Origin of the sequence: Pseudonocardia xinjiangensis (assembly GCF_050948425.1) — a bacterium.
In the GTDB taxonomy this organism is placed as follows: domain Bacteria; phylum Actinomycetota; class Actinomycetes; order Mycobacteriales; family Pseudonocardiaceae; genus Pseudonocardia; species Pseudonocardia xinjiangensis.
Map to the genome: position 1 here is coordinate 456981 of NZ_CP192009.1, position 24720 is coordinate 481700.

The 24720-nt window shown below is 69.9% G+C and carries 20 protein-coding genes, 1 tRNA gene and 1 pseudogene; 11 read left to right on the forward strand and 11 right to left on the reverse strand.

Annotated features, from left to right (window positions below; translation table 11 throughout):
* Positions 1–114: 114 nt before the first annotated feature.
* Both dusB and ACQPZA_RS02225 read right to left on the reverse strand, forming a co-directional pair.
* A complete protein-coding gene (gene dusB / locus ACQPZA_RS02220) occupies positions 115–1263 on the reverse strand; it encodes a tRNA dihydrouridine synthase DusB (protein ID WP_433277903.1) in 1149 nt (382 codons plus the stop codon).
* Between the two features lie 21 nt (positions 1264–1284).
* Positions 1285–1863, reverse strand: a complete 579-nt coding sequence (locus tag ACQPZA_RS02225; protein WP_433277904.1) for a superoxide dismutase — start codon at positions 1861–1863, stop codon at positions 1285–1287.
* A 130-nt stretch (positions 1864–1993) separates the two neighbouring features.
* Between ACQPZA_RS02225 and ACQPZA_RS02230 the strand changes: the two genes are divergently transcribed.
* A tRNA-Lys gene (locus ACQPZA_RS02230) sits at positions 1994–2069 on the forward strand.
* Positions 2070–3413: 1344 nt separating this feature from the next.
* On the opposite strand, the gene ACQPZA_RS02235 is transcribed toward ACQPZA_RS02230, so the two are convergent.
* The gene (locus ACQPZA_RS02235; RefSeq protein WP_433277906.1) at positions 3414–3824 is read right to left on the reverse strand and encodes a hypothetical protein; all 411 of its coding nucleotides are present in this window, start codon (positions 3822–3824) and stop codon (positions 3414–3416) included.
* Between the two features lie 787 nt (positions 3825–4611).
* On the opposite strand from ACQPZA_RS02235, the gene ACQPZA_RS02240 reads away from it, so the two are divergent.
* The 7 genes and pseudogenes from ACQPZA_RS02240 to ACQPZA_RS02270 all read left to right on the forward strand — a co-directional run bounded on the left by ACQPZA_RS02240 (position 4612) and on the right by ACQPZA_RS02270 (position 10504).
* Positions 4612–5550 carry a cyclase family protein gene (locus ACQPZA_RS02240; RefSeq protein ID WP_433277908.1) on the forward strand — a complete coding sequence of 313 codons (939 nt, stop codon included), beginning with the start codon at positions 4612–4614 and terminating at the stop codon, positions 5548–5550.
* Between the two features lie 288 nt (positions 5551–5838).
* On the forward strand, positions 5839–6423 hold the full coding sequence (locus ACQPZA_RS02245; protein WP_433277910.1) for a globin domain-containing protein: 585 nt from the start codon (positions 5839–5841) through the stop codon (positions 6421–6423).
* Positions 6424–6477: 54 nt separating this feature from the next.
* Positions 6478–7257 (forward strand): methyltransferase domain-containing protein, encoded by a 780-nt coding sequence (locus ACQPZA_RS02250; RefSeq protein ID WP_433277912.1) that lies wholly within the window; start codon positions 6478–6480, stop codon positions 7255–7257.
* Between the two features lie 42 nt (positions 7258–7299).
* Positions 7300–7548: pseudogene (locus tag ACQPZA_RS02255) on the forward strand (carboxylesterase family protein); the annotation flags it as partial.
* Positions 7549–7660: 112 nt separating this feature from the next.
* Positions 7661–8752, forward strand: coding sequence for a carboxylesterase family protein (locus tag ACQPZA_RS02260; RefSeq protein WP_433277914.1), 1092 nt, complete (start codon positions 7661–7663; stop codon positions 8750–8752).
* 140 nt (positions 8753–8892) lie between these two features.
* Positions 8893–9516, forward strand: coding sequence for a hypothetical protein (locus tag ACQPZA_RS02265; protein ID WP_433277916.1), 624 nt, complete (start codon positions 8893–8895; stop codon positions 9514–9516).
* Complete coding sequence (locus ACQPZA_RS02270; protein ID WP_433277918.1) at positions 9449–10504, forward strand: hypothetical protein; 1056 nt, start codon at positions 9449–9451, stop codon at positions 10502–10504. The genes ACQPZA_RS02265 and ACQPZA_RS02270 overlap by 68 nt, the downstream gene beginning before the upstream one ends.
* Before the next feature lie 272 nt (positions 10505–10776).
* Here ACQPZA_RS02270 and ACQPZA_RS02275 read toward each other — a convergent pair whose 3' ends face one another.
* The 3 genes from ACQPZA_RS02275 to ACQPZA_RS02285 form a co-directional block, all read right to left on the reverse strand.
* Positions 10777–11805 carry an aldo/keto reductase gene (locus ACQPZA_RS02275; protein WP_433277920.1) on the reverse strand — a complete coding sequence of 343 codons (1029 nt, stop codon included), beginning with the start codon at positions 11803–11805 and terminating at the stop codon, positions 10777–10779.
* On the reverse strand, positions 11708–12256 hold the full coding sequence (locus ACQPZA_RS02280; RefSeq protein WP_433277922.1) for a nitroreductase/quinone reductase family protein: 549 nt from the start codon (positions 12254–12256) through the stop codon (positions 11708–11710). Before ACQPZA_RS02280 ends, ACQPZA_RS02275 begins: the two co-directional genes overlap by 98 nt.
* A gap of 161 nt (positions 12257–12417) precedes the next feature.
* Positions 12418–13299, reverse strand: coding sequence for an AraC family transcriptional regulator (locus ACQPZA_RS02285; RefSeq protein WP_433277924.1), 882 nt, complete (start codon positions 13297–13299; stop codon positions 12418–12420).
* 420 nt (positions 13300–13719) lie between these two features.
* Between ACQPZA_RS02285 and ACQPZA_RS02290 the strand changes: the two genes are divergently transcribed.
* Entirely contained in the window at positions 13720–13878 is a 159-nt protein-coding gene (locus tag ACQPZA_RS02290; protein ID WP_433277926.1) for a hypothetical protein, read from the forward strand.
* Between the two features lie 98 nt (positions 13879–13976).
* On the opposite strand, the gene ACQPZA_RS02295 is transcribed toward ACQPZA_RS02290, so the two are convergent.
* Positions 13977–16058, reverse strand: coding sequence for a GAF domain-containing protein (locus tag ACQPZA_RS02295; RefSeq protein WP_433277928.1), 2082 nt, complete (start codon positions 16056–16058; stop codon positions 13977–13979).
* 326 nt (positions 16059–16384) lie between these two features.
* Here ACQPZA_RS02295 and ACQPZA_RS02300 point away from each other — a divergent pair, with 326 nt between their 5' ends.
* Complete coding sequence (locus ACQPZA_RS02300) at positions 16385–17788, forward strand: 2-dehydropantoate 2-reductase (protein ID WP_433277929.1); 1404 nt, start codon at positions 16385–16387, stop codon at positions 17786–17788.
* Positions 17789–17876: 88 nt separating this feature from the next.
* A complete protein-coding gene (locus tag ACQPZA_RS02305) occupies positions 17877–18989 on the forward strand; it encodes an alpha-hydroxy acid oxidase (protein WP_433277931.1) in 1113 nt (370 codons plus the stop codon).
* Positions 18990–19457: 468 nt separating this feature from the next.
* Here ACQPZA_RS02305 and ACQPZA_RS02310 read toward each other — a convergent pair whose 3' ends face one another.
* The 4 genes from ACQPZA_RS02310 to ACQPZA_RS02325 form a co-directional block, all read right to left on the reverse strand.
* On the reverse strand, positions 19458–19961 hold the full coding sequence (locus ACQPZA_RS02310; protein WP_433277933.1) for an Asp23/Gls24 family envelope stress response protein: 504 nt from the start codon (positions 19959–19961) through the stop codon (positions 19458–19460).
* An 834-nt stretch (positions 19962–20795) separates the two neighbouring features.
* Positions 20796–22448 carry an ABC-F family ATP-binding cassette domain-containing protein gene (locus ACQPZA_RS02315; protein WP_433277934.1) on the reverse strand — a complete coding sequence of 551 codons (1653 nt, stop codon included), beginning with the start codon at positions 22446–22448 and terminating at the stop codon, positions 20796–20798.
* A gap of 185 nt (positions 22449–22633) precedes the next feature.
* Entirely contained in the window at positions 22634–24034 is a 1401-nt protein-coding gene (locus tag ACQPZA_RS02320) for an MFS transporter (RefSeq protein ID WP_433277936.1), read from the reverse strand.
* Positions 24031–24651 (reverse strand): helix-turn-helix domain-containing protein, encoded by a 621-nt coding sequence (locus ACQPZA_RS02325; RefSeq protein ID WP_433277938.1) that lies wholly within the window; start codon positions 24649–24651, stop codon positions 24031–24033. The genes ACQPZA_RS02320 and ACQPZA_RS02325 overlap by 4 nt, the downstream gene beginning before the upstream one ends.
* Positions 24652–24720 lie beyond the last annotated feature (69 nt).

Consider the following 24720-nt stretch of genomic DNA (forward strand, 5'->3'; position numbering starts at 1 on the left):
GCTGGTGGTGTCGTCGAGACGCATGGTGCTCTTGAGGCGGCGCACCCGTTCGCGGGCGCTTCCACCCGTCCGAGCCGCTCGCCCTCCGTGATCATGTCACTACCAGTCGGAGTATCAGCCGCCGGAGTGCTCCAGCTCCGCTCCGAAGGGAACCGACGGGTCGTCGGGGTCGTCGAGCCAGTGCTCCGGCAGCACGACCCGCCCCGGTGATCCCTGACGCCCGCGGGGCCCGTCGGCCTCGGGCGGGAACTCCTGGTGGGCGTCGAGCTGGGCGAGCAGCTCGTCGAGCTCGTCGATGCTGCTCACCAGGCCGAGCGCGCGGCGCAGCTCGGAACCGACGGGGAAGCCCTTGAGGTACCAGGCGATGTGCTTGCGCATGTCGCGGATGCCCTTGTCGACGCCCATGTGCTCCTGCAGCAGCACGGCGTGGCGGCGCATGGTGGCCGCCACCTGGCCCAGCGTCGGCGGGGTGGGCAGCGGACGGCCGGCGAACGCGGCCTCCAGGTCGCCGAACAGCCACGGACGACCGAGGCAGCCCCGTCCGACCACGACCCCGTCGCACCCGGTGGTCGCCACCATCGCGACGGCGTCGGCTGCGCTGAAGATGTCGCCGTTGCCGAGCACCGGCAGCTCGGCGGGCAGGGCGTCGCGGAGCCGGGCGATCGCCGACCAGTCGGCCGTGCCGGAGTAGCGCTGCGCCGCGGTGCGCGCGTGCAGGGCGACGGCCGCGACACCGGCGTCGGCGGCGCGGCGGCCGGCGTCGAGGTAGGTGCGGCGCTCGTCGTCGATGCCGATGCGCATCTTGATCGTCACCGGGATCCGTCCGGCGTTGTCGACGGCGGCCCGGACGATCGACTCGAACAGCCGCCGCTTGTACGGCAGGGCCGCGCCCCCGCCGCGCCGCGTGACCTTCGGGACGGGGCAGCCGAAGTTCAGGTCGACGTGATCGGCCAGGTCGCGCTCGGCGACCATGCGGACGGCCGCGCCCACCGTCGCCGGATCCACCCCGTAGAGCTGCATGGACCGCGGGTTCTCGTCGGGATCCATCGCGATCATCCGGAAGGTCAGCGGGTTGCGTTCCACGAGCCCGCGAGAGGTGATCATCTCGCAGACGTAGAACCCCGCCCCCTGCTCACGGCACAGGCGCCGGAACCCGGCGTTCGTGATGCCGGCCATCGGCGCCAGCACCACCGGCGTTTCGGACGCGTACGGACCGATGCGCAGCGGCTTCGGGCGCGTGGAGACGGCAGTAGGGGCACTCACGCTGCCCCATTCTCCTCCCCGTCAGAACCTGACGGTGATGCAGGCGGCCCGGCCGCCCGCCGTGCCCGCCACACCGGGCTCGACGGCGGTCGGCATGGCGTGGACGATGATCGACCCGGGCCGCCGGTCGGCGGGGAACTGCCAGGCCACGGTGTTCTCGACGCGACCCGTCCCGTCCTGGTCGGTGAGGAAGTCGAGCCAGATCTCGTTCTGGGGGTTGGCGTAGCGCGGGTCGACGCTGGGCTGGACGGGGTCGACGACGTTCTGGAAGTGCGGACCGGCGTCCGCGCCCGTCGCACCACAGGGATTGGTGTGGACGTGTGCGCCGTAGCGCCGCCCCGGCTCGAACCCGAGCACCTCCAGCCCGACGGTGGTGATGCCGCCCCCGGACCGCGCGTCCACCGAGGCGAACGCCCCCACCTTCACCACCCTCTGGTCGTAGGTGATGGCGGGGCCGGGCCCGGCGGTGAAGCTGGCGGCGACCTGGACGTTGCGCGAGGCGACTCCGGGGGGCGGGGACAGCGTGGCAGTGGCGGCGCTGCAACCGGACACCACCAGCGCGCCGAGGACTGCGGCGAGAACGGTTCGTGGGGAGCGCATGGGTCGAGAATGGGGCTTGACGTGCGGTAACGACGACCGGGTCCGGGTACTACGACCGAGTGACGCGCGCGCCTCGAACCGGGAGCCGTAGGCTGGTGCCCGCCGCCGCGCTCACGGCGCGGCGACGCGGGGGCCTCTAGCTCAACAGGCAGAGCAGCGGACTTTTAATCCGCGGGTTCAGGGTTCGATCCCCTGGGGGCCCACCACCTCTGACGTGGCATTACTGCTGCGCTGATGGCGTCGCGGGCGGCGTCATGGGATCAAGCGTGGGGGGAACGCGCATACGCTCCTGGTCGCGGCGACACAGCGCAGGCGTCAGACAGGGTGATACGCCGCCTGGCGAGTTAGGTCGACGATCGCCGCGCACGAGCGCAACGGTCGACCAGATGCGCGACCGGTACTTCGAGCTGGTGGATCTCGAACGGAACACGATCGCGACGTACGTCCGGTACGCGGACTGATACATCCGGCCGTTGATCGGCAGCGTCAAGGTCGGCGAGCAGGGCGGCGACGTCTCCTAGTCCATCGTCGTGATTGACGTCCGTCACGCCTACTTCAGTTTCGAAACTCAATTAGGATCGTGCGTGTTATCTAAGATTTGCCTCGTAGGGTATGCGGCGCAAGGTCACGCTGTCGCGATGACGCGCCAGCCACAACGCCTATCGGGCCGCTGGCCAGCGTGAGGATAGAGGCCTGACGAGAGAGGTTCGGGCGCGGCTGGCGTCCTCGGGCGCGCTGACAAGTCTCGCTACAGACAGACAGCTCTGCCGCCGCTGTCCGTGCATCGGACGTGGTGTCTTTTGAAGATCAGCGTCGCGCAACACCCCAGCTGATAAATCGACTTCAGGGACGTACCAATGCGGCAGAATCTTGGTTCACCCGCACGGGGAATCAGCACCAACCTGTGCTCGTCGCCGGGATGCCGTCCCGGGCCCTGTCACATTCGGCCGCTCTCCCTGGTATCGCACGGCAGGCTGGTCGTGCAGTCGCCTCGGAGGACGCACGCCTCGGAGACAGCGGCAGCCGGTGTCCCCGCTCTCGGGCATGGTGTCATTCGTTGTGTGAAGCAGAGAGATCGAGGGTGGCCAGACGTGGTCTGTGAGGCGACCCGCTTGACTGTTTGTGCAGGTATTGGCCCTGTGAGCCAGGACGCTGCCACCTTATAGTTCGCGGGTTCGGGGTTCGATCCTCTGGGGCCAACGTTTGCCCTGTGGGAAGGCAGAGCCATCGCAGGCGACTTTCTGCACTGCCCACTCTGGTTCCCGAATTCCGCACCATGAGTGATCCCACGCGGGAGTGCGATCGAGCTCAGGGTTGACCTCGTACTTCACGCCGGACACGCCGATTGAGCTGGCCCTAACGCCCGGTTTGGCGCCGCCGGCGGAACCGGTGTCGGCTGGCGGCAGCACGGACCTCGACGCGGACATCGACGCTCCGACTCTGCCCGACGGTGCGCTCACCGGAGGTTCTTACCGTCGCCACTGGTGGTGCTCAACAACTCGTGCTGGGCCTCTGCCAGGCCGAGTGACCGGGAGGAGAGGGGCGCGTCGTCAGAGCGTGTTGTCGGCAGCCAGTTTGGCCAGCTCTAGCGCGGTGCGGATGCGGCCGACGGGTTCGGCCTGGACGTTGATGAACGTCGTGTCGTCGCGGGCGGAGCGGTAGTAGTCGCCGCTGAAGCGTTGGCCGCCGCGCTCGCGTGACAGTTCGGTGACGTTGCCGGTGCCGTCTCGATCCACGAGCTGCTGGAGTTGTCGGGCATCTTCCGGTGAGGGCATGTCTACCCAGGCCACCGCCACGAGGGCGACATTGCTGCGGCCATCGCGGACTTCCAGCAAGGCGCGGAACAGCGCTGCGCACGGGTGGGCGCGGAAGAAACTCTGCGCTTGCCCGTAGGAGTGGGCTGCGCAGTTGGTGTCGGCGTCTACTCCACGTTCCCGAACCCGGAGCCCCTGCCGTTCCAAGCGCTCAGTAACGCGAGCGGTACTGCGGTCGCGTGCCTTACCGCGAGCCGAGGTGCTGTTGCTGGCTTGCGCTCGGGCCCCACTGCCGACGCTGCTGCCTCCGCCGGCCGCCGCCCCTGTCGTGCTTGTCCCGGCGCCCAGGCTGCTGCCTGCTGCTAATGCGATGGCCAGGGTGAGCGCCGCAACGAGCGCTCCGCCACCGCGCGGGATCCACTTGCCGTCGGGTCCTCTGGGCTGGTCCGGCTTCCCCACTTCACATCTCCCTGTGGAACATCGTGTTCGTGGCACGCGGCAGAGAGGCGGAATCGTAGAGTGGATCTCACCCGTAATGGGTGGTTTGCGGAAAGATCAGGCAGTCGGCGCAGCGCGGTCCCTACCGTGTGTGCGCAACAGGCATCACCTCCACGTCTGGCCTGGGGAGACGCGCAGGGGGCAGCGGTCCATGCTCGCGGACGCCTTCCTTCGGAGTGGTGCCGCTCTTGGTCCGAAGTGGAGTGAGCGAGGGTGGCCGGGCGTGGCTAGCGAGGTGCCGTGCGCAACTGATGTTGCGGGGTAGTGGCCCTGCGAGGTGGGACGCCGACGCCGTTAAACCGTGGGCTCAGGGTTCGATCCCCTGGGGGTCCACCAGGATTGACCTCCAGTTTCACCTCCTCGGGCAGCATGGTTGCCTGCGGATTCGGCGGGGGTGGCCCGACCAGCATGGTGACCTCCCCGGTGGAGGGCTGCTATAGCGTGCCTCGAACCCGTGACCGGAGGAGTCGATGCTGGGATGACGGCAAGGCGACCGATGCCCACACAGGACGACGTGCTCGGGTACTTCGACACGCTGTCGAACTGGGGACGGTGGGGCGACGACGACGAGCTCGGCACGCTGAACCACATCACCGACGACGTCCGGTTGGCGGCGTCGCGGGCCGTGCGCCACGGCAGGAGCGTCTCGTGCGCATGGGAGATCGCCGTGCCGGGGGAGATGGAGCGGTCGACGACGACGTGCCCGTGCGCCGCCGACATGCCGGGCGCCGAGAACATGCCGGTGTCCGCGTTCCACGCCGACCGGCGCTGGGGCTTCTCGTCCGAGCAGCTCGGCATCACGTTCCACGGCAACACCGTCACCCACGTCGACTCGCCGTGCCACATCTTCTGGGACGGCACGATGTACAACGGGCGCTCGCACTCGCTGGTCGACCCCGCAACGGGATCAGCGTGGGCGGCCGTCACGGCGGCCGCGAACGGGATCATCACCCGTGGTGTCCTGCTGGACATCGCGAGCGTCCGCGACGTGCCGTGGCTGGAACCGGGGCAGGGTGTGTTCCCTGACGATCTGGAAGAGGCCGAGCGTCGCCAGGGCGTGCGTGTGGGGCCCGGCGACGCGGTACTCCTGCGGACCGGCTACGGCCGCGCCCGGCACGAGGCCGGTGTGACGCACAGCTTCACGCAGGCCGGCTGGCACGCGTCCTGCCTGCCGTGGCTGCACGAACGGGAGGTCGCGCTGATCGGCGCCGACACCCCTCAGGACGTGCAGCCCTCGGGGTACGACGACGTGCTGATGCCGGTTCACGCCGTGGGCCTCGTAGCGATGGGTCTGTGGCTGCTCGACAACTGCGACCTCGAGGTGTGCGCGACGACGGCTGCCGAACTCGGCCAGTGGGACTTCCACCTCGCCGTCGCGCCGGTCCGCTTCGCCGGTACGTCCGGCAGCCCGGTCAACCCAATCGCCACATTCTGACCTGAGTTCCACTGGTCCTCACCAGCGATTTCGTGCGTTTCATGATTTTTATCGTCCCGCTGATCACACTCGCTGTGGACGCCGACGTTCAGGTGGATGCTCGCATCGAGCGCCGTTTGCCGACTGCGAACGCACTGTCCTGCAACGCCTACGCGCCCGAGTTCGATAGTCGATGAGCCGGTGTGGCTGCTTCGCGAGCAGCCGGCATTCATCTCTGGTCGACGAAAGGCAGCTCATGGTCAGGCAACCCTGCTCGAACCCCCTCAGCTACCCCGCGGCGTGGCAACGATGAGCCACCCGCAGGACGCGGGGGCGTCGTTCGCGGCCGGGGTGAGGCGGCCTTCACCTGCGGTGATCGCCGCCGTGCGGGTGTCGTGCCTCGCAGTGGCCGACCGGCCGGTTCGCCTTGCCGAGGTGTTCTACGCGCACCTGTTCGAGATGGCTCCGCAGCTACGGGCGATGTTCCCGCCCGACCTGACCGGACAGATGCAGAAGATGAGTGACAGCCTGCTGAATGTCATCGGCAAACTCGACACCGCGGACACGACGGCGCTGGAAGCGGGGCTACGCCGGCTCGGGGCCGATCACCGGATTCGCTTCCGGGTCGAGGTCGAACACTACGGGTACATCGGCCACGCTCTGACCCGGGCGGTGCGGGATTTGTCCGGACCGGGGTATTCGAGCTCCTTGAGCTCGTCCTGGATATCGGTGTATCAGTGGGTCGCGATGCAGATGATCGCGGGCGCCGAGGCGGCGGACTCGGGAGCGTCGGCGACGGATCGGTCGCTGCCTGCGGTACCGCAACCTCGCTGGTCCCGAGAAGACGAGAGCGCTGCTTCCCCCCTGCGACACCCGCACCGGGCCGGCAACTGACCCGCAGCGGTGGTGCCGCGGTCGAGGTGCTCGCGACACGGAAAGGGCAACCGCGTGGGACAAGAGGATCGGCAACTGCACGCCTCGACGTTCGGCGCAGCGGCGACCGCATACGCCGAGCACCGCCCGGACTACGCGCAGGCCGCGGTGCGCTGGGCGCTCGAACCCGCGCGCGGCCCGCGAGTGCTCGACCTCGGCGCCGGAACGGGCAAGCTGACTGCCACGCTGGTTGCGCTGGGCGCCGAGGTCGTCGCGGTCGAACCCGATCCGGCGATGCTGGCCGAGCTCCGGCGCGCGCTGCCGGGTGTCCGTTCCCTGCCGGGTAGCGCCGAGGCGATTCCCCTGCCGGACGCATCCGTCGACGCCGTGCTGGCCGGCCATGCCCTGCACTGGTTCGACATGGCCGTCGCGGGACCCGAGATCGCCAGGGTCCTCGTATCCGGCGGCATCCTGGCCGGCCTGTGGAACGTCCTCGACAACCGGGTCGACTGGGTTGCCGAACTCGAGCGGGTCGGCGGGAGCGCGGCCATCGGCCCGCGTGACACGCTCAGCGGCTGGCGCGCCGAGACGGCAGCGGCGCACCTTCCCGGAGACGGCGTGGCCGGCCGGTTCGGCTCGCCGGAGCAGGCCGAGTTCCCGCACGGGCAGCGCCGCACCGCCGACTCCCTCGTCGCGGCACTCGCGACGAGGGCGGGAGTTCTGGTCATGGCGGAACGGGAGCGAGAGGCCACGCTCGGCCGGATCCGCGCTCTCCTCGCGAGCCGGCCGGAGACCGCCCGCGGCGAGTTCACCCTCCCCATGCTCACCGGCGTGCTGCGCGTCCACCAGCCGTAAACCGCATGACCGGGTCCGGCCTGCGGTGTGAGGGTGCGGATCATGACCACTCAGGTACGCACGTCCGCCGGCGTGGTCCGGGGACGCTGGGAAGACGGAGTCGCCGTGTACCGCGGCGTTCCCTTCGCCGCGCCCCCGGTCGGGCGGGATCGGTTCGCCGCTCCCCGCCCGGTGGTGCGCTGGGACGGGGTCCGTGACGTGACCCGGTTCGGTCCGCCCCCACCGCAGCCGGGCAGGCCGACGGCGGGGGAGGCCTGGCTGAACCTCGCCGTCTGGACCCCGGATCCCGGCGGGACCGGGCTTCCGGTGGTGGTGTGGATCAGCGGCGGCACGTACCTCAACTGCGACACATCCAATCCGCACCTCGCCGGTGCGACCCCTGGCGGGCGCCGGCGCGGTGGTGGTGAGTGCTCACTACCGCACCGGTGCCGAGGGCTTCGCCCGGCTCGACGGCGCGCCGGACAACCGCGGGCTGCTCGACCAGGTCGCCGCACTGCGCTGGGTGCACGACAACATCGCCACCTTCGGCGGTGACCCGGGCAATGTCACCGTCCTTGGGCAGTCCGCGGGCGCCGGCTCGATCGCCGCGCTGCTGGTGATGCCGGCGGCGGCCGGACTGTTCCGTCGCGCGATCCTGCAGAGCCTCCCGGGGACCTTCTTCACACCAGGCCTGGCCGCGGACGTCGCGGCGGAGATCAGCGCCGAGCTCGGCCGCGCGCCGCGGGCCGAGGACCTCGCTGATGTCGCCCCCGATGATCTCGTCGACGCTGCCCGGTCAGTGACCATGCGTCTTCCGCAACGGGTCGATCGGTGGGGCGCGGTGGCGTACACGCCCACGCCGTTCTCCCCGGTGGTGGACGGTGAGGTCCTGCCGGCATCCCCGTGGGCAGCGCTCGCCGATGGCGCGGCCCGTGATGTCGATCTGCTCGTCGGGCATACCCGTGACGAGTTCAGCCTGCTCGGCACCCGGCTCGGGGACATCGACGACGCCGGGGTGGACGCGCTGCTCAACGGGCTGACACCGACACCGGGCGCGCAGCGCTACCGATCGGCCTATCCGTCCGCCTCTCCGAACGAGCTGCGCGACACCGCCATGTCGGACTGGCTGTGGCGGATGCCGGCCCTCCACCTCGCTGAGGCGGCCCACGCCGGTGGAGCGCGGGTGTGGCTCTACGAGCTCTGCTGGGGGTTCAACTCCGTGGGCGCATCGCACAGCCTCGACACCCTGCTCCTGTTCGGCACCACCGAGATCAGAACGGGGCTCACGGCAGCCGGTCCGGACGCGATGGCCCAGGCCCGACGTCTGTCGGGGCTGATCCGGGCCGAACACCTGTCGTTCGCCGCCACCGGAGACCCCGGCTGGGTTCGCTACACGCCCCACGAGCGCGACACGCGGGTGTACGACACCGACTCCACCGTCGCCCGGTATCCCGAGGAGCGGTCCCGCTGGATCTGGCGTGATCGACGTTTCGATGCCCTGGACCTCACGGCATGACCCCAGGCCTCGTCGGTGAGCCTCGAGGGTGGGCTGCGCGGTCCTGATACCCCGCGCCCGTATCGTTCGAGACAGCTGTCGGACACTGTCGGGTAGCCGCGCCGCGGTCCGAACGGGGCGACCAGCAGAGGACGTTCCGCATGCATCTGTCGCAGGCTGCCGCGACAACGGATAGCTTCTGGCCCGGGAGTCTGGACGGCTGGATCGGAATTCTGGGTGACAGCACGACGTTCCTGATCGCCATCGTCGGTTTGTCCTTGTGGCTTCGTGGCCGAAACCCTGTTGTGTCCCTCGCGCTGCGGAATGACCGGAGGAGGACGATCGGTGCCGTTCTCACGAGCCGTGGGTATGGACGGATCACGACAAGACGGGCGTGCCGAACCGCAGCGGAACGCCTCGTGCTCGGGCAGCGTGCTCTCACCGTCGCCACGGAGCTGAGGTGGATCGACGAGACCGCAAGAGATCATCGGCTGCCGGTCCCGGTCGCTCTGCACGGGATCGGCGGGGAACCGAGCGATGATCTTCAGCGGCTCAGCATCGCGTATCGGGCGTTCGCGCACCGGCTGAAGGCGCGCGGTCTGCTGGGTGGAGGAACGGCGCCGATCCTTGCCGAGCAGGCCGACGTGGCCGCCCGCACAGGCGAGTACCTCATGGCGCAGGCCATGTTCGCGATGGGCACGACAACAGCCGACGGGCGTGGCTCCTTCGCCATCGGCATTCGCCAGGTCGACGCAGCTCCGGCTCGAACACGTCAGGATCGGTGAGGGCCCGGGACAGGGAATCGACGATATCGCCGTCTCTCACCTCGCAGAGCGTCTCGTCTTCCCGGATACGTTTGCCGAAACGCTCTGCCGGGCGGACGGGATCGAGCCGATGCCGCTACCGCTGCGCGGCGAGGCCGATCGACGGCTTCTCGAGCAGCGCCTCAGCGGCAAGTTCTTCGACGGGACTCTGCCGTCCCTGCGGGGCACGGTCCGGCAGCGTGATCCCGCGAGCGGCTGGGTCCGGCTGCACCTCGTGCTGGCCGAAGCCGCATACAGCGCTGTGATGGCTACCCATAACGTCGGGGACCGCGGTATCGGCCGGCGCCGGGATGAGCTCAGCGGCGCGGCTCGCGTGCTGACGCTCCCGTGCCTGCCGGTGACGAGCGACGAGCAGATCATCGTCGTCCGACGGTCCGCCCATGTCCGAACCGGCGAAGGACAGTGGGCGGTCGGCGTCAACGGGAATCTGGAGATGCGCCCACGTTTCGGCATCTCGCTTGACCGCGACCCTCACGGAATCCCGGACCCGCGGCTCGCGATCGTCAGGGAAGCCGCGGAGGAGCTGGGAGTCGACCTCAGCGAACAGCCACTCGAGATCCTCGGGATCTCGCAGTTCGACTCCGACCAAGAAGTCGCGGTGTCCATCCTGCTGACGGCATGCCGGGTGCCTCTCACCGCAGCCGAACTCGCTGCTCGCGGTCGCTACTCGCACGCAACCGAGGGCCGCTGGGAGAGCGACGGCGCGATCCTGGCGGTCCCCGTTCCCACCGACATCGCCGGCGTCGAGTCCCTCCTCCGCTGGACCTTGACTGCACCTGACCACCAGCCACACCTGACGTCGGCGCTGGTCGCATTGACCTACCCGCGACTGATGGAGGAGATGAACGGCGACGCCGACGCGGCTCACGACTACCTGCGGAAGCTCGCAACCAGCTCCCCTGCCTCCTCGCCGCCGTCCGGAATCACCGAGATGCGCAGCCGGAGATGAGTCGACGACCGCGGTGCCTTCTGCGGCGGTTGCAGCGGATCGACATCCGCGCACCGATCTGTCCGATGGGGGGCGCGCGGCGGTTTGCCGTAACCGCTGGTGGTGCTGTATGGCACCCCCCCCGGGCCTCCGCCAGGCGGAGTGACCGGGAGGAGGGCGCTTCGTCAGAGTGTGTTGCCGGCGGCTAATAACACGCCGACGCAGCAGCTACTCTTCGCCCTCTGTCGGCTCTGCGCCATCGGTAAGTGGCGGGCCGTCACCCGGTCGTCGTTTCAGGCGGCGGAGCGCTCAGTGACGGGTCGGCGACGCAGGCTCAGGTTCGAGAGGGCCGGCGGGGTGTAGGCCACATTGTTCGGGCCGGCTTCGGTGCCGGGCGGAACGATCTCGTCGATGCGGTCGAAGACCTCGTCGTCCAGGGTGATGTCGGCGCCGGCCAGCAGGTCGTCGAGCTGTTCCATGGTGCGTGGTCCGATGATCGCCGAGGTGACGTCCGGGTGGGCGATGGCGAAGGCCATGGCGAGGTGGGTCATCGGCAGGCCGGCCTTCTCGGCGAGCGGGACGAGCTGTTCGACCACGTTGAGCTTGCCCTCGTGATTGAAGTGCACCGGCATGGTGCGAGCCCGGTGGGTGTCGTTCTGCCCGCTCTTGCGGATCCGGCCGGTGAGCAGGCCCTGGGCCAAGGGGCTCCATACCAACGTGCCCATCCCGTAGCGCCGGCAGACCGGCAGCACCTCGCGTTCGACGATGCGGTTGACGATGGAGTACGGCGGTTGCTCCGTGCGAAAGCGTTCCAGGCCACGGCGCTCGGCGACCCACTGCGCCTCGACGATCTCCGAGGCCGGGAAGGTCGATGTGCCGATCGTGCGCACCTTGCCGCTGTGGATCAGGTCGGACAGTGCGGACAGCGTCTCCTCCACGTCGACCGTCGGGTCGGGCCGGTGGACCTGGTAGAGGTCAAGGTGATCGGTTTGCAGGCGGCGCAGGGAGTTCTCGGCCGCGGTGATGATCCAGCGCCGCGAGTTCCCCCGGTGGTTCGGATCGTCGCCCATCGGGTAGTGCATCTTGCTGGCGAGCACAACGTTGTCGCGGCGACCCTTGAGCGCCTTGCCGACGATCACCTCCGATTCGCCACCGGAATACACGTCGGCGCTGTCAACGAAGTTGATCCCCGCATCCAGCGCCCTGTGGATGATCCGGATCGAGTCATCGTGATCGGAGTTTCCCATGGCCCCGAACATCATCGTGCCCAGGCAGTAGGGGCTGACCTGGATTCCGGTCCGACCGAGCGTGCGGTACTTCATATTCTTCTCCCGTTGAAAGTGTTTTGGTGAGCGTCTGCTCGTGGTCGAACACGATCTCGACCAGCGGGCTGTGCGCGAGCCAGTCGTCGAGGTCCTGGCGCCGGCCGACCCGCGCCGCGATCTCGGGCCGGTTCTGCAGGTCGAGCACAGCGGTGATCACCCGCCGCCGTGTCGACTCGTCGACCGGCCTCGCGGTCGCGGGCAGGTCGGCCCTCACCCCGTGCTTGAGATGCACGACGAACCGCGGGTCAGCGCGCAAGTTCGCATACCAGCTGCGGGGGACGGGCATGCCGGTCAGGTACCAATGACCGTCGACGCGGTGGAACCAGACCTCGATGCGGCGAGGGATACCGCTACGCCTGCCCAGCGTGGTGATGTCGATAGTGCGCTCGGTCGTGGAGGAGTCCGGCCCGATGTCGAGGGCGCGAGCGACAGCGTCATCCACGGTCACAGTCCGCTCTGCCGCTCGTTGTCGGAGAATACGTCGCCGCCCCCAACTCCGGTCCGGCCCAGCTTGCGATACTTCATGCTTCTCAGGAAATCAGCACTGCTGACGCCGGGCTAGCAAGATCCTCTCGCGTTTATGCACAATCCTCTTCGCTCAGGCAGCGTTCACGGAAGCGCCGCGCCGGCGGGCCCCGCTCCACCACGTAAACGCGCCGCATCGACGCTGGGCGGGACACCGAACTGGCGGCGGTACTCCCGGCTGAACTGGGACGGACTGTGGTACCCGACACGCTGGCCGATGCCGGTGATGTCGTTCGGACGGTTCGTCAACAGCAGTCTCGCCGCCTGTAGCCGGATGTTCTTCTGGAACTGGATCGGGCTCATCGCCGTCACCGCCTGGAAGTTGCGGTGGAAGGCGGAGACACTCATCCCCGACAGCTGTGCCACCTCCTCGACCCGGAACGGCTGGGTGTAGTTCTCCCGGATCCACCGCACGGCACGTCTGACGTGCGTCAGGCTGCTGTCGGCCACGCCGAGCTGACGGACGACGTCACCTTGCTCCCCAGTCATCAACCGCCAGAGGATCTCGCGCTTGTACAGCGGGGCCAGTGTTTTGCGGTCCCGTGGCCGGTCGAGCAGGCGCAACAGCCGCACCACGGCGTCGAGCAACTCATCCGGGGCGTCGCTCACCGCGATCCCTGGCCGCGCGGTGCCAGGAGACTGCGGCATGTCCCCCGGCCCGACCGGCAGCAGCTCCGCGATGACGGCAGGTTCCAGAGTCATTCCGAAGCCGAGCGCGGGCACGCCGGGAGCGACGTCCATGGCGTGTCCGGTGACCGGGACGTCGACCGAGGCGACGAGATACTGTCCGGCGCCGTAGTCGTAGAAGCGGTCGCCTAGGGCGAGACGCTTGCCGCCCTGGGCGATGACCGCCAGCACCGTCCCCGACATCGAGGACTCCGGCCCAGCGGCGTGGTCGACCTTGCAGATCCGGACGCCGTCGATGACAGTAGCCAGATCAGGACGCGCATGCCGGTCCAGCAGCACACGAAGCTCGTCCAGAGACACTTCGCGATTGCATCACAAAACCCGCGGAGGCACGGGAGCGCCTCGCGGACCGGACCGGGTGCCGCCGGAACGGCAGGTTGCGGCGTAGCTGGGTCCGGGCATCGTCGCGCCGGTCATGCCGGCGCAGCCACTCGCCGTAGCAGGCGAGCCCTGGCCGATTCCGGATGTGCACCGCGATCAGGCCAGTCGCGGGTCCGCTGAGCTCACAAGCATCACCCGCGCGTGACGATGTCCGATTCCCCACGTACCTCGGGATGCAGCCGCCCTGGGCGGTCGCCTGTGCCGGAACGGTGCACGTCCGGTTCGACCGCGTCCGCGACGGCGTGACCACCGAGGTCACCGACCAACCTCGGCGCGCCCACCCCTGACTGATCGCGTTTACCGGACGGGTTCGGAAACGTGCCGTACGAGCGTTACTACGCGGGTGATCCGGTAGGCGCGCATGCGAGGAACTACCTCAACTACGACAAGTCCGACGCATTCCGGCTTGTCGACCGAGCGCTCGCCCTGGCTGGTGGCCCCGTGCAGGCCGTCGCCGAGATGAGCTGGCCCGGGTGAGCGCGCACGGGTGTCCTGGCACGGGATCAGAACGCCGCACCGCGGGTCGGCCGCGGTCCCGCGGCGTCCTCAATGCTGGTGGCGTTGGAACGGCGGAATCAGTCGGGTAACTCCCGTAGAGCGGCGCGGAGGCGCAGCATGAGATGAAGGTCGAGGCGGCGGCCGGGTTCGCGCCAGTCGTCTCCGAGTATGTCGGTCACCGATTCCAGCCGCTGGTAGAGGGTGTTGACGTGCACAGTCAGCGCTTCGGCTGCCGCGCCGGGACGCAGATTGTGGTCGAAGTAGGCCAACAGGGTCGCACTGAGTGGTACGCCTCGCCGCTGTTCGGCGGCCAGCAGGGGGCCAAGGTTGTGTTCGATGGCTGCGCGCAGTTCAGCGCGGCCGGCGGTGCTGAGCAGGACGCGGTAGATACCGAGGTCCTCGGCGGTGCAGAGCTCGCCGACCCGCCCGAGAGCGAGCAGCGCGTCCACGATCTGACCGGCCGCGCGGAAGCTCCGCCCCAGCCGCATGCCTGCCGACCCCGGACCATCCGCATCATCGGCGTGTGAACCACTCGCCCCAGCGGCGACCGGACTGGCCAGCCCGGCGGTGACCGAGCCGAAGCGGGTGCTCCAGGACTCCGTCACCGCCTCGACCGTGTCCTGAGGGAGCACGATAACTGTGCGCGATCCGAGATCGGCGACGACCGCGCGCTTCGGCGCCGCCGCCCTCAGCGCCGCCAACCCTTCGCCCGTCGCCGTGGTCCCGGCCGTGGCCACCAGCACGTCATAACGCGTCGACGGGTCGAGACCGGCGAACCGCATCTGGCGGTCGAGCACGGCCGGATCGGCGCTCGGGTTGTTCAACAGGTCGGCCAGGAACGAGTCGCGAGCTCGGCGGGCCGCCTCATCGACCGCTTCGGCCCTGGTCAGCGCGAGTGCCAGCACCGGAGCCGCCCGAGCGAGCAACCGGTCAACGAACTGGTCGTCCACGAACCTCGATCCCATTCGCTCCGCCGCCGAACCCGACTCAACGGGTCCGGGCCCCCACGGCTGAGGCTTGGAGATGTCGGCGGAAGCTTGAGGGTCGGCGACACTTTCGAAGTCGAGGCTATCGGCCTCGCGACCGGGCCCGAGCGCGCGCTCAGTGCCGGCGGTCCTGGTTGCGGGCACCGTGACCAGTGCGCCGAGGACGTCGCAACCGGCCACCACCGGACACAGGCCCGGCTGCGAGGCGACTGGGGCGGTCGAACCAGTAACGGAACGGCTGGTCGGGCTGGCGGCGAGAGCGGCGTGTACGGCGGCCAGCCGGTCCGCCGGCACGCCTTCCGGGGGTGGGCCGTCAGCGGTGACCAGGTAGACCGGGCGGCCGGCCAACGTACGGACTTCGGCCAGCAGGTCAGCGACCTGACCACCTCGTAGTACCACCTGGGTGAGCATGTTGTCCCAGCGCAGCGCCTGCTCGAGCTCCCCGGTTCGCCGCTCCAGCTCGCGGTTGACCCGGTTGAGCTGGTCCAACCCGTCCTGGTATCGCTGCACCAGTCGCTGGTTGTCCAGTGCGACGGCGGCGTGCGCGGCCAACGCGACCAGCAGCGCGATGTCCTCCCCGGTAAACCGGTGCGGCCGCCGCTCCAGCACGAACAGCACCCCGAGCACCTGGTCGCGGCCGAGCAACGGGACACCGAGCACGGACCGGCAGTGCTCGGCCCGGGCCGCGGCGTCGTTGTCCGGGTGATGGTTGAACTGCGCGGTCTCGTAGTCGTCGGTCCAAGCCGGCTGAGTATGGGTCAGCACCTCGCCGGCCAGCCCGGCTTCGGCCTCCACCGAAATCCCGACCAACTGTGGGGTAAGCGCGCCGCTCACCGCATGGATCCGCAGCCGGCGATTTGCCTCCACCAGGCCGAGGTAGGCCATGTCCACCCCGAGCACCCTCCGGGCGTGCCCGACTATGTCGTCGATCAGCGCCAGCTGGTCGCGGTCGCCGGTGGCGGTGAGGTGCGCGGCGACCTCGTTGAGCGTGGCCAGCTCGCGGGCCCGTTGGGTGCGCTGTTCGAGCAGGGATCGGATACGCAGCGCTGCCACCGCCTCGCAGGCAGCGCGTTCGGTCGAGCCCAGTTGCTGGGCCAGCCCTCTCTCGTGGGCCGCGAACTCGGCCTCTGACGCCTCGGTCAGCAGCAGCTCCAGCCAGCCTCCCTCGTCCACCACTCACCCCACTGCTAGTGCACTTCTCCATGCGAGCAACCGATTGATGGAGACCCAATCCATTGTAGCGACAGTTCTCGGCTGGTTATCTCGTCATCACAACCACCGAGACGTCGGAAGAGGACAGGATGTACGACACCCGGCATTCCCGGCCCCCAATCATGATCGCCGACAAACCATGAGTTGCGCAGGCGCCCCGCGTTATCTATCGGGGAAGACCGACGGCTCAGTCAGCGGGAACTGGCCGAGACGTTCCGGCTGTTCGGACGGTTCGGGGTTCGGCGAGGGCGTCGCCGGACACGTCACCGCCCGCGACCCCGAGAACGGTGCTACTGGGCAACCCGTTGGGGACGATCTTCTTCCAGATCATGGTGTCGGACCTGCTGCTGGTGAACGAGCACGCCCGCTCAGTGCACGGCAAGGCCTTCACCAGCCGCGCCTCCCGCTCGACCCGATCACCCAGGAAGCGGCCGCGTGGCCGCTCGGTCGGCCAGGCGGGCTGGTGGTTCATCACCCTGGAGCACAGCTGCCAGGCCGAACTGCTCGCCCGAGCGGCCGGCACCCCGATCGGCTGCCGCCGTCGTCAGCCGCGGCCGTCTACGTCGAACCGGCCGCTCACTGCGCCGACTGGTTCAGCTTCCGCCCTCTGTCTGACCAGATCACCGCCGAGGAACCCAACCTCGTCTACTAGAGCAAAAACCATTCTCAACAAGCAGCCCAAGGGAATGCGCATGTCGAGTCCACACAACAGCGCCCGGGCCGCCGCCACACCCGAAACCATCGCCGTGGTCGGCACCGGCGCGGTGGGCGCGGCCCTGGCCGCCTGGCTCGCCCGCGCCGGACACCGCGTGATGGCCTGCAGCCGGAGCGCGCCGGAGCGGCCGGTGGTCGTGATCGATGAGGGCGACGGCCCTCGGGCTTACCCGGTGCGCTGGCACGCGGCGCCGGCGCAGGTCGACTCCACGGCGGACTGGGTGTTCGTTGCCACCAAACTGCCGCACACCCCCGTGGCGGCCAAGTGGCTGTCCGCGCTGGTCGGCCCGAGCACCCGGATCGTCGCCGCCCAGAACGGGGTAGACCACCGTGAGCGGTTCGCCGAACTCACCGACGCGCCCGTCGTGCCCGCGCTGGTCTACTTCATCGCCGAGCGACTGGCGGTGGGCAGCGTTCGGGTTCGGCACCTCGGCCGGGGGGATCTGGTGCTGCCCGACGACGAGAACGGCCGGCTGGCCGCCCGGCTGTGCAACGAGAGCGGGATCGTCGCGGAAACCGAACCCGACTTCACAACCCAGGCCTGGCGCAAACTGCTGATCAACGCCGCAGCGAACCCGCTGACCGTTCTGACCGGCCGTCGGCTCGAGGTGCTCCGCGAACCATCGGTCGCCGAACTGGTCCTGGCTCTGTTGGACGAGACCGTCTGGGTGGGACGGGCGGCCGGGGCCCGGTTCGACGCGTCCTCGGCGTCGGAGGCGCTGGCCTGGCTCCGAGCGCTCGACCCGGACGGCACCTCTTCGATGCTGCAGGACCGGGAGAACAACCGAGGCCTGGAACACGAAGGACTGACCGGCACGGTGGTGCGCCTGGCCCGGCGGCACGGCATTCCCCCTCCGGTCAGCGACACCGTTCTGGCCCTGCTGCGCGGCCTTTCGGCGAGCCCGGTCGGCAGTCCCGCCAGGGGACAGGTGCCAGCCGGACTCGGGCATGAAATGCAGGACCCCTGTTGCCACTGATCCCCAGCTCGTCGAGCTGATCACTGGTCCAGGGCATGGTGATAGATCGCTTTGTGGTCGCGCACCGAACACCAGCAGAGAGGGCCTGATGACGACACCACCCCAAGAAGTACTCAGTTTCTTCGCGAAGGATGCTGATTTCGCGACGCTTTCCGAGATCACCGACGCGGCTCGCGCGGGGCTGTCCCCTGACGTCCGCGACTTCCTGGACGGTGGCGCGGGGCGGGAGGTGACGCTGCGGCGGAACCGGCGGGCATCAGACCGCTGGGCCTACCGTCCTCGCGTCATGACCGGGCTCGGCGTACCGGATCTGGCCACGTCTTTCCTCGGCATTCCGCTGGGGCTTCCGATCCTCACCGCGCCGTTCGGCGCGGATGGACTGTTCCACCCCGAGGGACACCGCGCCGTCGCTCGGGCCAACGCCGCCGAGGGCGCGGTCAGCATCGTGCCGGAGGCAGGCACCCACTGCCTCGAAGCCGTCGCGGAAGCGGCCCCGGTGGCCGCCCGGATCGCCCAGGTGCACCCCATGGGCCCGCCCGCGAACTTTCTCGCCCTGTTGCATCGGATCGAGGACGCCGGCTATGACGCCGTGTGCGTCACGGTCGACTGCCCGACCGCCGGCTGGCGTGAGGGCAACCGGCGCCACAGGTTCAACCTGGACCCGGCCGTCATCAGCGGCAACTATCCCGCCAGCGGTCCGGTCGCGCTGGACGAGGTGTTCGGGCAGCTGTTCACCCGCACCGAGCCGGTCTGGACGTGGGCCGAGCTCGGCGAGCGGATGTCTACAACCCAACTGCCGTGGATGGCCAAGGGCGTCCTGACCGCTGAAGCCGCGTCAGCTGCGGTGGACGCCGGCGCCTCGGCGGTCCTCGTGTCGAACCACGGCGGGCGCCAGCTCGACGGGACCCCCGCGCCGCTCGACCAGCTGCCCGAGATCGCCTCGGCAATCGGTGACCGCGCACAGATCGCCCTCGACAGCGGTATCCGGTCGGGCAGCGACGTGGTCACGGCGCTGGCGCTGGGCGCCGAGGTTGTCGTCATCGGCCGGCTCGCGGCCTACGGGCTTGCGGCAGCCGGCGAGGCCGGAGTCCGGCGCGTCCACCAGCTACTGCGAGAAGAGATGCGCACGATCCTCACCCTGCTCGGGGCCGGTAGCGTGACCGAGCTCGGCCCTGCCTTTCTGCAGGAGGTACAGCCCTGACGACCCGGCTACCAGGGAAGGTAGCTCGGCGGCCACCGCCGCGGCGGCTCGAGAGGGCGATGTCGCCGTGGGCATGCGGGCAGTACCTCAAGTTCGTGGGATGGTCGTCGGCACGGACCGTGGCATCGGCCAGGAGACATACGCTCGGCCGCAGCAGGTGCGGCGGGGGCGGATCCGCACGGGCTGATGTTCGCGAACCACCCGGCCGCTGGCTGACGGTCACCGATACAACCGCGGACGCACGACTTCGGACACTTGTGGGCGGCCGTGCATGGTGGACGGAGCCGAGCTGGGCGGGGGCAGGCTCCGTCCACCAATCCGGCGCGGCCGGAGCTGACCTTCCGTGGCGGTCGAGGGGCCGCCATGGAAGGCCGCCGGCATGTCCGACGGCCGCACCGACACCGTGACGTGCTGGATCGTGTGGGGCCGTGGTGCCCAGCTTGGTGGGATCGGCGGTAACGGACTCGATCATTCGACGCGGGCCGGTTGCCGGGCCTGCTCCGCGGTGTCCTCGCCGGGCAGCTGCAGGTCCACCACGCTGATGTTGACCTCGACGACCTCAAGGCCGGTCATCTGCTCGATGGAGCCGATCACGTTGCGCCGGATCGAGCGGGCCAACTCGACGATCGCCACCCCATATTCCACGACGATGGTGAGGTCGATCGCGGCCTGGCGTTCGCCGACCTCGACCGCCACTCCCTGGCTGCTGCTGGCCCGCGCGCCCGGGATGCGTTCGCGGACCGCACCCATCGCACGCGCCGCGCCGCTACCGAAGCCGGCGACGCCCGTGACCTGCTTCGTGGCCAACCCGGCGATCTTCGATACCACAGGGTCGGCAACCGTGGTCTTGCCCTGGCTGGTTTCCAGATCACTGTCGCGAGTCGCGACCGGCGAGCGGGTCGACGCACTTGCTTCGTTGCGCGGGGTCTCGGGGCTGCTCGGGGCCGAGGCTCCGCTCGGGATGGTCGTCATCAGCTATCGATCTCACTCAGCTGCCGGGAGGTGGTGCCCGGGTGCTGACTCCTCCCCGGACCAGCGTCAATGTCGTGGAACGCCGCTACCTGCGGATACCCCGCTCACAGGATCGAGTTCGACATGGTGATGTGATGTCCATCACAGTCTTGCTGGGCCTGGCAGCAGGGAGACCGCGGAGCGATGGGTCTCGCTCACCATGGCCGCGGAACTGACCGGTTGCTTCTCGCCGACCGGGTGCGGCTCGGTCTCATGTCGCCCAATCGGCGCCGCGGCAGTCGTGTCGCAGCGTCCTCTTCCCGCTTGTGGACCTGCGGAACAACCATCGGGCGGAGCTGATCGCGCTAAACAACTGCGGTGAGCGTGCGTGAATGCCGTCATCCGCTCCGATCTCACCGCCATCCCGGCCTACAGGCGGACGCACCGTCGAAGGCTGCCTCAAGCTTCCACTGCGAGGGGGAGAAGATCATCATCCGCCCCGCTCCCCGGGAACGGTGTCCGCGTCACCATCACCGGCACCGAGGAGAACGACCTGTTCCTGGCGGCAGCCCGGAAGTTCGCCCGCTGAGGCGACCTCTCGGGAACATGCATGATTCGGTCGCCGTCACTTCCCCACGCGTCGCTGCACCACTCGGATTCGCAGGCTGCCACCCGGGTCAAGATCCAGGGGCACTTTGGGACTCCTCTCTGGTTCGACCTCGCCGAACAGTCCCTTCAGCACCTCCGCGGTCTGCCGGTCGGTGAGCCGGCGTCTCCCGAGCCTCGAGGAAGCCGTGTGAGATCCGGGGCACGGCAGCGGAGCCGCTCGTACACAGCAGGTGGCATGTCCCGGGATCACCCCGCGTCCTCAACCTTGCGGTACGGCGTCAGCCGCAGCCGCGGCCAGCCGGCCGTGTCGCGCAGGAACTGCCGGTCGTGGCTGGCCACCACGACCGCGGCCGGGGTCCCCGCCAGCGCCGCGGTCAGCTCGTCCACCAGCGCGATCGACAGGTGGTTGGTCGGCTCGTCCAGCAGCACGACGTGGGGGCGGGCGGCGAGCAGGACGGCCAGGTCGAGGCGCCGCTGCTGGCCGATCGAGAGGTCGGCAACCGGCCGGGTGGCGTCGCGGGAACCGAGCAGGCCCAGCTGAGACAGCGGCACCCGGTCGGACTCGTGGAGCCGGCCCGCGTTGACGAGCCTGGACACCGCGGCGTCGTAGATCTCGAACGCACGGCGCCGCGACGGCGGCGGGGACTCCTGCCGGAGCAGGCCGATGCGGGCGTCGCGCTTGCGGTGCACGCTGCCGCCGGTCGGGTCGAGCGCACCCGCGAGGACGGCCAGGAAGGTCGACTTGCCCGACCCGTTCGGCCCGGCCACGACCAGGCGGTCACCCGAGCGCAGGAGGGCCGAGCACGGACCGGCGAGCCGACCGGACACGGCGACGTCGTCGGCCCGTAGCAGCGTGGCGCCCGGCATCGCGCCGAGGCGCGGAGCCTGGAACCGCAACGGCGGCTCGGGGACGTCGACGACGTGCGCCTCGAGATCCTCCTGGCGCCGGTGCACCGCGCGCACCAGGGCGGGGGCGCGGGTGGCCCGGGTGTGCTTCCCGGTGCCCTTGGCCGGTCGCCAGCCGGTGGACAGCCGGTTCTGCGCCGCGGACAGATCGTCGACGAGCCGTTGCCGCTCGATCTGCTGGGCGCGGTGCTCGGCTTCCCAGCGCTCGCGCTCGGCGCGGCCACCCTCCTGGTACCCGCGGTAGCCGCCGCCGTAGGTGCGCGGACGGCCGTCGCGGGTGGGGTCGAGGTCGAGCACGGCGGTGACGACGTCGGCCAGCAACGCACGGTCGTGGCTGACCAGCACCACGGCGCCGGGGTGGGACCGCAGGCGCGCGGTGAGGTGGTCGAGGCCGCCGGCGTCGAGGTGGTTGGTGGGCTCGTCGAGCAGCAGGATGTCGTGCCCTGCGCCGAGCAGGCAGGCCAGCCGGATCCGGTAGCGCTGCCCGACCGACAGCGTGGCGAGCCTCCGGGAGCGGTCGTCGACGGCGTCGAGAGCGGCCAGCGACACCGCGACGCGCCGGTCCGCGTCCCATGCGTCGAGCGCGTCGACGGTCGCGAGCGCGGCGGCGTACTCCTCCTCGGCGCCGGGGCGGCCGTCGGCGAGCGCCGCGGTAGCGGCCTCGAACGCGCCGAGCGCGGCCCGAACCTCAGCCAACTCGACGTCGATGAGCTCGCCGACCGACCGGTCGTCAACGATCGGCATCTCCTGGTCGGCGACACCGAGTGAGCCGGTCCGGCGGATCGTTCCCGCGTCGGCGCCGAGCCGGCCGGCCAGCACCTGCAGCAGCGTGGTCTTGCCGCGGCCGTTCTCCCCGACGACGCCGAGCCGGTCGCCGGCGGAGACAGTCAGGTCGACGCCGGTCAGAACCGGTCGGCCGCCCCGCGTGACGTGCAGGTCGGTGGCGCCGAGATGAGCGCGCGAACGGGTGGACGGGACGGGATTGGTGAGCATGCTTCCTCTTCCCGCGCAGCCTGCAGCGGTCCGCGAGGCGGGACTGCGGGAAGCGCGAGGCACGAAGTGACGGCGGACAGGGAAGCGCGGCCCGGCCTCACCTGAGGAGTGCCGGGACCGCGCGCGTCCGCGCCGTCAGAGGAAGAAGTAATGCCTCACGCGCCGGACAGTAGCAGCGCAGCCGATCACGTTCGTCCCCTTTTCCGACGTGCTCGGCGTGTCGAGGCCACCGCGTCTTCGCAGAGCGGGGCTGCTCCTCGCAGGGCCCCCTGCCTCTGTGAGGAGGACACGCGGTCTGCGAGGACGGGCCGGCCGGCGCGCTGCCCGGCCGGGGTGGCCGGCGGGGTCGTCGTGATGCGCAGGCTGAGGGCGGCGGCCAGCAGGTACAGGCAGGCCTGAGCCTGCAGTGCGACGGTGAGGCCTGCCCCGGTGCCGACCAGGCCGGCGAGGAGCATGCCGGCGGCCTGGACACCGCTGAAGACCGCGAAGAAGGTGCTCAGGACGCGCCCGCGGCTGCCGGGATCGGTGTGGGTCTGCAGCAGGGTCAGGAGGCCGGTCATCGCCGCCATTCCCGGCACGCCGGCCGCGATGAACAGGGCGATGTAGACCCCGAGTTCGGTGGTCAGCGCGGGCGCGTTCCAGACCAGCAGCGACAGGGCGCCGAAGGCGGCGAGGGCGACCGAGGCCAGCCGGGCCGGGCTCCATCGCCGGATCAGGACGCCGAGGAGCAGCCCACCGGCAACGGCGCCGATGGCCTGCACACCCCGCAGGATGCCGACGTCGGTCTCGCTGCCGTGCAGGTCCCGGACGACGAAAAGGACGAACAGCACGATGAAGGCGCCCTGAGCGATCCCGGTGCACGCGGCGACGGCCATGACCCGGCGCAGCACGGCCGTCGTGGCGACCACCCGCATCCCCTCGCGCCAGTCCTTTCCGAGGCGGGAGACGCTGCTGCCCTCGGCCGGAGACGCTGTGGCGTGGTCGTCGACGTGCAGGCCGCCGGGCCGGCGCAGGGACCGCGTCCCGATGACGAAGGTGGCTGCGGTCAGGAGGTACAGGGCGACGACGGCCACCAGTACGCCCTCGATGCCGGTCAGGCCGAGCGCCAGCCCGCCGAGCGGACCGCCGATCAGGCGGGCCGAGTTGGACAACACCCCCATCACCTGGTTGACCGTGGCCAGGTCCTCGACCGGCACCAGGGCTGCGGCGGTGACGGCACGACAGGGCTCGATCACGGTGCTCAGCACGGCCTGGACACCGACGATCAGGTACAGCAGCCACAGCTGCGCGTCGGTGTCCACGGCGAGCAGCCCGAGCAGGGCCACCGCCTGTCCGGCAGCCACCCCGGCCATCAGTGACCAGGGGTCCAGGCGGTCCACCAGCACCCCGGCCAGGGGGCCGACGAGGACCGAAGGCACCAGTTGCAGGGCGAAGACGGTGGCGGTGACGAGCGGCGAACCGGTCAGTTGCAGCACGAACAGCGGCAGGGCGATGAACATCATCCAGTCGCCGATCTCGGAGACCAGGCCACCACCGCCCAGCCGCGCCACGCCGGGACGCCGGACCACCCCCAGCAGGTTGCTCACGACGGGTCTGCCCCGTCCTCGGCGCTCTCCTCCGCGTCGTCGACCACATCCGGGTTGAGGAACGCGCGCAGCGTCACCTGGACCACCCCGCTGTCCTGCGGTGCATCGGGGCGGATCGGGCGCACGTAGGGCCGCAGCAGACCGTCCACGGCGTCGAGCAGGTGCTGGAGCTCCTCCGGCGTGACCTGCAAGGAGTACCCGTTGTCGGCAGCGGCGTCCTGCCACCTGTCGGGCAGGAGGTCCCGGCGCGCCAGGTAGCGCTGGTAGAGGGCTTCGGAGTGCTGGGCGGCCACGCTCTCCAGCACGGTCGCTGCGACCCTCGCCGCCGGGCCGTCACCAGGTTCGACGGCGAAGCCGGGGGCGACCGCCTGCCACGGGCGGGTGCGGGCGTCGCCGTCGCCGGGCGCCGGCTCGACCAGCCCCACCTTCGCCAGCGCGCGCAGGTGCCAGGAGCAGTTCGACGCGCTCTGCCCGACCACCGCCGCGCACTGGCTCGCCGTGCGCGGTCCCGCTGCCAGCAGGTGGTTCAGCAGTGCGTAGCGCACCGGCACCGCCACCGCGGCCAGCGCTTCCTGTCCCAGTACCGCCCTCGGCGGCGGGCGCCGTTCTGAAGTCACGGCTTCAGGGTGGGGCCGCGGGAAGGCAGATGTCAAGTCTTCGCTTCAGAACTGAGCGGCCCACAGGAC